Genomic DNA, 9105 nt, shown 5'->3' with positions numbered 1-9105 from the left:
GGGGAAAGCCCGACAGGCTGCTAGTGGTCGATGAAGGAAAGTAAAACGCGCATGGAAACTCCTCAGGTACGAAAGCATCCACCTTAGGCAACGGCCGGGCGGCAGTTTAGTCAAATGCGCCGACCCGTGCATACCCTGCGACCAATCGGTTCAAGCTTGAGGTGTGGCTAGCGGGGACATGTATCCGAGGGACGCGCGTGATCGACCAAACCACGAACGTCCGCAGTGCGTTGCGCGTTCTTATTTCACCGCCAAGTCCGCCATCTCCTGTCTCTGCTCGGCGACCAACGATTCGAAATGTTCGGCAATTTCGCAGTCCAGAGCCCGGCGGTGCCTGCTGTGTCACACGCCGGTCGTATCCCGTCGATACCATCGGGTTGCCACATGGTGGAAATTTGATCCGCTCATCCGGGCGGGCACCGTTCCGCCAAATCGAGGAGGGCGGCGTTATGTACCAAAGTAAGAAACGGCTCATCATTCTTGATGCGGATGGCACCACGATCGATGCCTATTCAGCGATCGAGGCGACCTTCGTTCATCACGGTATGACACTGGGCGACGAAACCAGTTTTCAAAAGCGGCATCACCTCTTCAAATATCTTGGCGGGCTCAAGGAATTTCCGTCGATTATCAAACAGAATATTCGGCAGCAAGGCCGCAAGAAAATCGTCGCTACGCTCACCGACGTGTACCGCAGCGAGGCTAGCCTGTATCCAGGGATCGCAAAGCTGATGCGTGCCCTGATCGCCGACCCCGATACCGTGGTTGGCGTGGTCACGCGCAATATCACCAATGAGCCGCTGGAGACATTGCGCCAGCTATTCCGCAGACATGACATCGACGTTGACGCGCTCGATTTCTTTGACCATGTTCCACTCAAAGAGCAAAAGACCATGCAGTTCCGGCTGACGCGCGAACGATTTGTCATCAATCCGGCGCGCTCCTATATCTGCGGCGACGAATACAAGGATTTCCAGGCGGCCGTCAACATGGGAATGCATCCGTTCATGGTCTCCTACGGCTTCGAGGACCACGACAGGCTGACCCAGAAATTCGATGTGCCCGACGAAGTGATTTCACGCACGCCCGGTGATCTGTGCGCGCGCGTACGCAATGCATTTGAGATGCCTTTATAGATACCCGATTCGGCGGATTTCTGGGCGGTGCACTAGTACCATAAATAAAATAGCAGCGCGGACAGCGCGGAGAATAGCCAGTATTCAATCGGCGCACCGCCTATCCAGTGTTTGTGCCAAGTGACGTATTGCGGATGAAATCGCTTCCATCCAAAGGCAGGGTTGAGCAGGAACCACAGAAAATCCTCGACGATCCAGAACAGCATGATTGACGCCACGACGCGCGCCTCCAGCTGCCATGACCACTCCGCCATGTAAAACAGCGGGAAATGAAAGAAGATGAAGATGAAGGGGAAAACCCACGCATGGTAGCCGGTCATCGGACGGCCACCCCAAAAAACATCGAGCAGCCAGTGTTTCTCGATGCGCCAGGTGGGCAAATTGGCGGCCCAGCCTGCATCCCCTTCGATATGGATTTCGGCCTTTGCAAAAAAGAATGCAAGCACGAAGATGGCGGCTAAAGTAGTGACGAGCTGGATTGAATGTGGAGTCGGCATTGCTGTTTTTCGAGATGGGTAAAAACGGTATCGAGTACCTGGCCGGCGGCACCGGGGCGGCCCAACGGCAGTGCCCTGTTCCGCATGCCGGCGAGCTTTTCCGGGTGGGCCAGCAGGTTGCCGATCCGGTATGTCAGTGTGGCCAGATTGCTTGCCTGCAAGGCGACACCTTGCTCAAGCAGGTAATTCGCATTGTGTTCCTCCTGTCCGGGGATCGGGGCAATCAGGATCATTGGCAAGCCCATCGCCAGTGACTCCGAAGTGATCAAGCCGCCCGGCTTGGTGACGATCATGTCGGCGCATGCCATGAGCCGCTCGATTTCCTTGGTATAGCCTATCGGTTTCAGGCGTCCAGGATGACTGGCAGCGAGGGCGTGCAACTCGGCCAGCGTCTGCTGGTCCCTGCCGCCCAGGACGATGAGCTGGACGTGGTCCCATGTGCAAAGGATGTGCCGGGCAAGCTCGGCCACGTTTCCAAAGCCGTTGCCTGCGCCCATCAAAATGATCGTCGACACCTCGGGCTGCAAACCAAGCTCTCGTGCCAGCTTGTCCCGTTGCGCCGGTATTGAGAATGCCGGCATGATGGGGATGCCAGTGACGTGGATCGCATCGGCGGCAATGCCGTAGCCACGCATCCGGAACGCGACCTCGTCGTTGGGAGCGAAATAGCCAGCCATGTGCTCATGCACCCACATGCGGTGCAAATCGAAATCCGTGACCTGCACCCAGACCGGGCATCGCACTGCGCCCGAAGCGAGCAAGTGTGACAGCAACTCGGCGGGCAGGAAGTGGGTGCAAACGATGAGGTCAGGGGCAAGTTGCTCGATCTCGTATAACAACTGCCGGCTGTTGGCGCGTTCCGCCCAGCGCCGCATGCGGTGGCCAAGGCCGCCAGGTTGCGCATTGTCGGTGAGATGGTAGAGCGCACGCCATACCGTCGGCATGACTTTCGTAAGCGTGCAATAAAGGTCAGCGTAGACTAGCCGTAGCAGAGGGCTGACAAAGTTCAGCAAATCGAGGTGGATCACCTCGACGTCCCCGGCGCCACCGGCTTGGGCGCGAAGTGCCTCCGCTGCACGCGTGTGCCCAGTGCCGGCAGAAACGCTGAGCAGGAGGATGGTTGTGCGAGTCATGAGCGCCTTTAAACGGAAACCGTTGCGATTTTATTGGCTCTGCATGACGCAGCGATGACACCCCCTCACCAGACCACGTTCCAAGGTATAGCAGCGGCCCGCCTAAAACTCGCTCGGCACGCCTTTACATCAAGGGGAGAGCGCCCAGCCTTGGCCCCACGGCAAATTTCCAAGGGCGCTGCACTGCCCGAGCGTCCGCTATACGCGGCGCAAGTGCCTGGTCAGGTTTGGTTCGTCGTGCTGATGGCGCTCGCGGTGCCCGCATCGACGCGGTAAACGAGTGACAGCCGCTTTTGTGAAGCCACGGGGTTTGGAACGATGAACACGCGTGCGAGAGACTTGAAGCCTTTGCGCAATATGTCGGCAGTTATTGGAAAGTGACGAATATTTTTATCTATTCGGGCCAGACCTCAATTCCGAAATTTTTCGTAGTTGAGAGGTCTGGCCCCGATAACTACATTCCGTAGGTTCTGGCTAATAGTTAGTTTAAAATCACAAGGTTTTGCCCCAACTCACTTAGGCCTCCCAGCAACATGCGTGAAGATTTGCTCCGTCCCTCCCTGACCAACGCGCCACCGGCCGTTGGTTTGTATTCCATCACATGGAGCCTGCTGCCCGGATTTTTCCTCGGGCCTTTCCCCGTGATCCTGTACAGCGCGCTGAACTCCTACCGCCTCAGGCGATGGCTCGACGTCCCCATTTACCTGCTTGCAATTGCCGGCGTAATCGGGGTGATGATCGCGACAACCACGAATCCCCTGCCTGAGGCCGTGCAATGGTTCGCGCAAGCAACCGGCGCCCGCCAGCCAATGTACACCATGCTGCGCGTCTACGCGGTGCTGCTTTGGGGTGGGTTCTACCTCCTGCATCGCCAGCAGCACCGCTCCAGCAATATGCTGACGGACCTGCCGTCGGCCTGGATTCCCTGCCTCGTGTGCACCGTCCTCGGCGTTGGCATGACCTACGGAACTGCGCACGCCACCGACTTCGTCCTAGCCTTAATGGTGAGCAAATGAGCGATAGCGCCAACCTGAGCGCTGGCCAGTACCAGCAACGCATTTCGAACCTGATCGAGCGGCGCCGCTTGCACCTGGCAACGCAGGAGCTTGCTCTTGCGCTTACAGAGTTCCCCGACGATAGCGACTTGCTGTACGAGGCAGCCCGTATCGATGTTGAACACACGCACTTCGAGAAGGCCAAAGACACGCTGCTGCAACTGTTGACGCGCGACCCCGAGCACCTGGCCGGCCGCTTCCTGCTCGTTTCCGTCTACGAGGCGCTCAAGGAATTGGTCAAGTCGGAAGCGGTCCTGCTCGACTTGCTGCGCGAGCATCCCCAGAATGCGACGCTGTACGCACACTATTCGCTGCTCATGTACCGCACCCTGCACGTGAAGAAGGCAGACGCACTCGCGCGCGAAGCCTTCCGGCTCGATCCCAACAACGATCAGGCGCTGGCGGCCTGCCTGATGGGTGACCTGATCAAGGGGAACCAAAATGCGCAAAAAATAAAATTGTCCGAACTGCTGCGCAAGTATCCGGAAGACCAATGGACCAGCCGCCTGCTCATCGTGCACCTGACCGAACAGGGCAAGTACTGGTCCGCGAAACGGATCGCAATCGAGCTGCTGCGCGCCCAGCCCGACTCGGCAGAGATTCTTGGCATGGTGGTCCAGCTCGAAACGCTTACGCACTGGACCATGATTCCCCTGTGGCCATTCAATCGCTGGGGCGTGGGTGCCACGATCGGCTTTTTCCTGCTTACCCTGTTCGGCCTGACACAGCTGAACAACTACATCGGCGGCGAGTGGACGGGGACGATCAACACGACCCTGATCTCCTACTGCGTCTATTCCTGGATTTACCCATCGTTACTGACGCGTTGGCTGCAACGCCGCGCCGGAATTTGAACCATGACAATGACACGCGAACAAATCGAACAAGCACTACTCGACGATCCTTTCAATGCCGCCGCGCGCCTGGATTACGCAGCGCTGTTGCTGGCGGCCGGCGATGCGCAAGCCGCGCTGAAGCAGTATGAGCTTGCCTCGCGCCAGGCCAATGATGCGGCCAGCCTGACCGGCATGGCGCGCGCGCTGCTCGCGCTGGACCGCCGTGCCGATGCCCTGAGCGCCTATTCGCGCGCGCGCCAGCATGTCGGCTTTACGCTCGACGAACAACTCGAGCAGCTGGAAAAGTCGGCCCGGCCAAGTGGCGCACCGGCCTTGTCGCTGATCGGCGGCACCGAGAAAGTGGTGCCGCTTAAAGCCAAGCCGGACGACCAGATTCGTTTTGACGACGTGGGTGGCATGTCCGCGTTGAAAAAACTGCTGCGGCTGAACATCATCGAACCGTTCTTGCGTCCCTCGCTGTTTGAGCGCTTCAAGAAACAGGCCGGCGGCGGGATCCTGTTGTACGGGCCTCCCGGCTGCGGCAAGACCATGATTGCGCGTGCCATTGCCGGCGAATGCAATGCCAGCTTCATCTCGGTCGGGATCAGCGATGTGCTTAATATGTGGATGGGCGAGAGCGAACGCAATCTTGCCCAACTGTTCGACCGGGCGCGGGCGCAAAAGCCCTGTGTGCTGTTCTTCGACGAACTGGACGCGCTCGCGTTCTCGCGCTCCAAGGCGCAGAGCGAACATAGCCGCACTATCGTCAATGAATTCCTGTCGCAAATGGACGGCGTTGAGCGCGACAACAAGAACCTGCTGTTCCTGGGAGCGACCAACATGCCGTGGGATGTCGATTCCGCGATGAAGCGCCCGGGCCGGTTCACGCGGCAAGTTTTCGTGCCACCGCCAGACTTGGAAGCGCGCCGCCACATTCTGGAGATTAAGATGCGCGACGTTCCGGCACAAGGCATCGACATCGACGCGCTGGCGAAGGCGACCGAGAACTACTCGGGTGCGGACATCGACGGCATCATCGACCTGGCCAAGGAAAGCGCGATCCATGACATCCTTACCGGCAGTCCGGAACGCCCGATCGGCCCGTCGGATTTCGATTACGCGCTCGAGCAAAGCCAGTCCTCGACCATGGAATGGCTCAAGACCGCACGCAACCTGGTGCGTTACGCGGCCGGCGACGATCAGTATCGCGATGTGGAGAAGTACCTGAAACAGGCCAAACTCATCTGAGGGAAGGCTACGTTAATGAATCCATATCGCTCACCGGCATCAGATTTTGGTCAAAGCAATTCGATCGCGATGACGAGACTGGGTCTGCGCGTTGCCATTCTCTTTGCGCTGCCGAGCACTTTGCTTGCGATATTTTTTCAGGGAACGATGCTACTGGATTCTAACGGCCATTATGGAATCAAATTCTGGGAACCGACGTACACGCTTTTGCCGGTCTCCCTTGTTTCTGCGATAGTCGGGTTTGCAGTTTCAAAACACTGCATGTGCGCGAAGTTCTGGCAGCTACTTCGTCCTTCTGCGATCGCGGCCCCTGTCTTGTCAGTTGTGACATCGTCGGCAATCATATTTATCGCTTCCCTCGCGGACGTAGCGCAGGCGGCAGTCAGATGGGATACGTTTTTCTGGGGAACAACGGTTGTCAGCTTGATCCTTCTTCCACTGGTATTTTCACTGTGTGCTGCCGTGCGATGGTATGGACGGAAACACGGACTTGGCGCAAAAGATTGACCTTGCTTGAAGGGTTATTTTTGGCCGCAATGCTGCGCGCGTCGCGTCTTCCATCGCGGTCATCATCTGGCTGAACGGCCTCGGAAGTTATCGATATCGGGGGGAGGGACGGGGGTAGCACAAAAAACGGGGCGCGTTCTCATAGGAGAGTCCTAAGGACACCGTTTTCGCCAGGAAATTGAACATGAGCCCCGCAAGTTGGGGCTTTTTTTCGCCTCGTGCCAGTGGCTTGATTCTCTTGTACAAATTTTCGGCAATTGTTGATGATTGCCGAGGAATTGTATATAATGGGCTCATGAAACCCCATTCCGCCGACGTGATCCTGACGCTCGCCCGTTTGAACGGGCTACTGCGCACGCGCGACGTGGATTCTGCAGGCGCGCCCCGCGCCGTACTCGCGCGGTTGACTCAAGACGGGCGCCTGGTCCGAGTCGGGCGCGGACTGTACGCGCTGCCCGACCGGACGCCGTCCGAGCATGACAGCGTGGCCGAAGTGTCGGCTAAGAGCTCGACTGGCGTGATCTGCCTGATCTCGGCACTGCGCTTTCATGAGCTCACTACCCAACAGTCTTCCGAAATTTGGCTGGCCATTCCGCACAAGGCGCATGCCCCCCGCATGGACTACCCGCCGCTGCGCATCATTCGGATGTCGGGCGAAGCGATGACGCAAGGGATCGACGAGGTCGATGTCGCAGGTACGAATGTGCGGGTATTTTGCGTTGCCAAGACAGTGGCCGACTGCTTTAAATTCCGCAACAAGATCGGTCTTGATGTCGCGCTCGAGGCGCTACGTGAAGCATGGCGGGGCAAACGCGCGAGCATGGATGAGCTGTGGCGTTATGCAGAAATATGTCGGGTGACAAATGTGATGCGACCTTACATTGAATCCATGGTGGCAGAATGAAAGCCAAGAAGAATGTTGGCGCATCGGTCCGCGCGCGCCTACTGAACCGGGCCCGGGCGGATAAGCTGGATTTCAATCTCATGCTCACTCGGTTCGCGCTTGAAAGGTTGCTGTATCGGCTTGGCGTGTCGACATGGTCGAATGAGTTTCTGTTGAAGGGCGCCTTGTTGTTCGACCTCTGGTTCGACCAACCACAAAGGCCGACCCGAGACATCGACCTGCTCGGTTTTGGTCCCGCTGGAATGGAACATCTTGCGGCAGTCTTTCAGGATGTCTGCGTGCAGATCTGCGACGACGGTATGATATTCGATCAAGCCAGCGTGATGGCCACTGAGATCCGGAAGGATGCCAACTACGAGGGCGTGCGCGTGACCTTGCGGGGCGTCTTGGACGGTGCGCGCTGTGCCATTCAAATCGATGTCGGCTATGGCGATGCAGTCACTCCCGCAGCTGAAAGCGTTTCCTTCCCGGTTGTGCTTGCTGATATGCCCGCGCCGCAACTTCGCGCTTATCCTGTGTACACCGTGGTGGCGGAAAAATATCAGGCGATGGTCAGCCTGGGGATCGCGAACACGCGCATGAAGGATTACTTTGATCTCTGGATTTTGGCGCTGCATGCGTCGATTGACCGCGCAATTTTGAACGAGGCTATCAAAGCAACTTTTGAGCGCCGCGGGACCCCGATACCGATCGATACGCCGCTCGGGCTTTCGGCGACATTCGCTACAGATCAAATGAAACAGCAGCAGTGGAAGGCATTTCTATCCAAGAACAAGCTGAAAGCACCGGACTTGGTTGAAGTCGTCGAGGTTCTGGTAGGGCTGGTTGGTGTGGCAGGACAGCCTGGAGCTGCTGCTGTTGTACAAGGACCTTAACGCAATCGATTTAAGATGCACCAAATGCTTTTTCGTGTGCGAGAAAGTCATTGGGTCAGAAAATGAGGCGGCTAGCCATCCAGTCTTTCTCATAGAATTTCCTGCTCCGTAGTTGCGCACCTATCAGGTCTATACGATGTGGCTGAAAAATTGCACGCCATATGCGTTGTAGCGAATGACCAACACGCGCGGAATCATGCGCAGTCTTGCCCGCTGGCGGCAGCGGCAACGACACCGCCACTTGATTTCCGTTGGTGATGTGCGGCTTGTTGACTAAACTATAATTCTCGCATACGCTGCATCCTCGCCTCCACCTGAAAGAAAAAACGCCAATGAATACTTCCACGAGCATCAATAGAAAACTCGGCGGCTTTGCGCTGCTCATGCTGGTGCTGTGGGCGCCGGCGGTGCAGGCGCAGGTGAAGGTCGGCGATCCGGTTCCCGAATATATCGGCAGCCGCAACGGCAAGGCTCTGGCCGCGTCCGACTTCCTCGGAAAAGTGCTCGTGATCAGTTTTTGGGCGTCGTGGTGCGGGCCGTGCCAGAAGGAGATTCCGGTGCTCGAAACCGTGCAAAAGACGGCCGGCAAGGAACAACTGCAGGTGGTTGGCATCAATATCCAGTCGAGCCCCGAATTCGGGGCGCTGATGCGTGGGCTGCCACCGATGGAAATGATGTTTACCCGTGACATCGACGACCGCGGTTCGAAGTTGTTCGGCCGCAAGGGCGTGCCGCACATGGTCGTGGTCGGACGGGATGGACGGATCCGGACCATCAATGTCGGTTATGGCGAAGATTCGATCGATGAAATTGTCGGCACGGTCAATGCGGCGCTGGCCGAGAAACCCGTAAAGGTTCCGGCCGCGTCCTGATACCGGGCATTATAGTAGAACCTGATTTCGAGACAATGGTTT

Annotated in this window: 10 protein-coding genes; 8 read left to right on the top strand and 2 right to left on the bottom strand. The window is 57.6% G+C overall.

Annotation, left to right across the window (positions count from 1 at the left end; all coding sequences use genetic code 11):
* The first annotated feature begins 449 nt into the window (after nucleotides 1-449).
* Nucleotides 450-1136, top strand: a complete 687-nt coding sequence (locus C7C56_RS07165; RefSeq protein ID WP_106756775.1) for an HAD family hydrolase — start codon at nucleotides 450-452, stop codon at nucleotides 1134-1136.
* A gap of 32 nt (nucleotides 1137-1168) precedes the next feature.
* Here the strand turns inward: C7C56_RS07165 and C7C56_RS07160 are convergent, their stop codons facing one another.
* Nucleotides 1169-1633 carry a hypothetical protein gene (locus C7C56_RS07160; RefSeq protein ID WP_106756774.1) on the bottom strand — a complete coding sequence of 155 codons (465 nt, stop codon included), beginning with the start codon at nucleotides 1631-1633 and terminating at the stop codon, nucleotides 1169-1171.
* Nucleotides 1594-2766 carry an MGDG synthase family glycosyltransferase gene (locus C7C56_RS07155; RefSeq protein WP_106756773.1) on the bottom strand — a complete coding sequence of 391 codons (1173 nt, stop codon included), beginning with the start codon at nucleotides 2764-2766 and terminating at the stop codon, nucleotides 1594-1596. The genes C7C56_RS07160 and C7C56_RS07155 overlap by 40 nt, the downstream gene beginning before the upstream one ends.
* Nucleotides 2767-3299: 533 nt before the next feature.
* Between C7C56_RS07155 and C7C56_RS07150 the strand changes: the two genes are divergently transcribed.
* The 7 genes from C7C56_RS07150 (at nucleotide 3300) to C7C56_RS07125 (ending at nucleotide 9063) form a co-directional block, all read left to right on the top strand.
* Nucleotides 3300-3782 carry a hypothetical protein gene (locus C7C56_RS07150; RefSeq protein ID WP_106756772.1) on the top strand — a complete coding sequence of 161 codons (483 nt, stop codon included), beginning with the start codon at nucleotides 3300-3302 and terminating at the stop codon, nucleotides 3780-3782.
* Entirely contained in the window at nucleotides 3779-4675 is an 897-nt protein-coding gene (locus C7C56_RS07145) for a tetratricopeptide repeat protein (RefSeq protein ID WP_106756771.1), read from the top strand. The genes C7C56_RS07150 and C7C56_RS07145 overlap by 4 nt, the downstream gene beginning before the upstream one ends.
* 3 nt (nucleotides 4676-4678) lie before the next feature.
* Complete coding sequence (locus C7C56_RS07140; RefSeq protein WP_106756770.1) at nucleotides 4679-5905, top strand: ATP-binding protein; 1227 nt, start codon at nucleotides 4679-4681, stop codon at nucleotides 5903-5905.
* Between the two features lie 15 nt (nucleotides 5906-5920).
* Complete coding sequence (locus C7C56_RS27990) at nucleotides 5921-6412, top strand: hypothetical protein (protein ID WP_146204323.1); 492 nt, start codon at nucleotides 5921-5923, stop codon at nucleotides 6410-6412.
* 295 nt (nucleotides 6413-6707) lie between these two features.
* Complete coding sequence (locus C7C56_RS07135; RefSeq protein ID WP_106756769.1) at nucleotides 6708-7316, top strand: type IV toxin-antitoxin system AbiEi family antitoxin domain-containing protein; 609 nt, start codon at nucleotides 6708-6710, stop codon at nucleotides 7314-7316.
* The gene (locus C7C56_RS07130) at nucleotides 7313-8191 is read left to right on the top strand and encodes a nucleotidyl transferase AbiEii/AbiGii toxin family protein (RefSeq protein ID WP_106756768.1); all 879 of its coding nucleotides are present in this window, start codon (nucleotides 7313-7315) and stop codon (nucleotides 8189-8191) included. The genes C7C56_RS07135 and C7C56_RS07130 overlap by 4 nt, the downstream gene beginning before the upstream one ends.
* A gap of 332 nt (nucleotides 8192-8523) precedes the next feature.
* On the top strand, nucleotides 8524-9063 hold the full coding sequence (locus C7C56_RS07125; RefSeq protein ID WP_106756767.1) for a TlpA family protein disulfide reductase: 540 nt from the start codon (nucleotides 8524-8526) through the stop codon (nucleotides 9061-9063).
* Nucleotides 9064-9105 lie beyond the last annotated feature (42 nt).

It is taken from the genome of Massilia glaciei (genome assembly GCF_003011895.2).
In the GTDB taxonomy this organism is placed as follows: Bacteria; Pseudomonadota; Gammaproteobacteria; order Burkholderiales; family Burkholderiaceae_D; genus Telluria_A; species Telluria_A glaciei.
The sequence above is the reverse complement of the archived record's forward strand: the minus strand, read 5'-3'. Positions and strand labels throughout refer to the sequence as shown.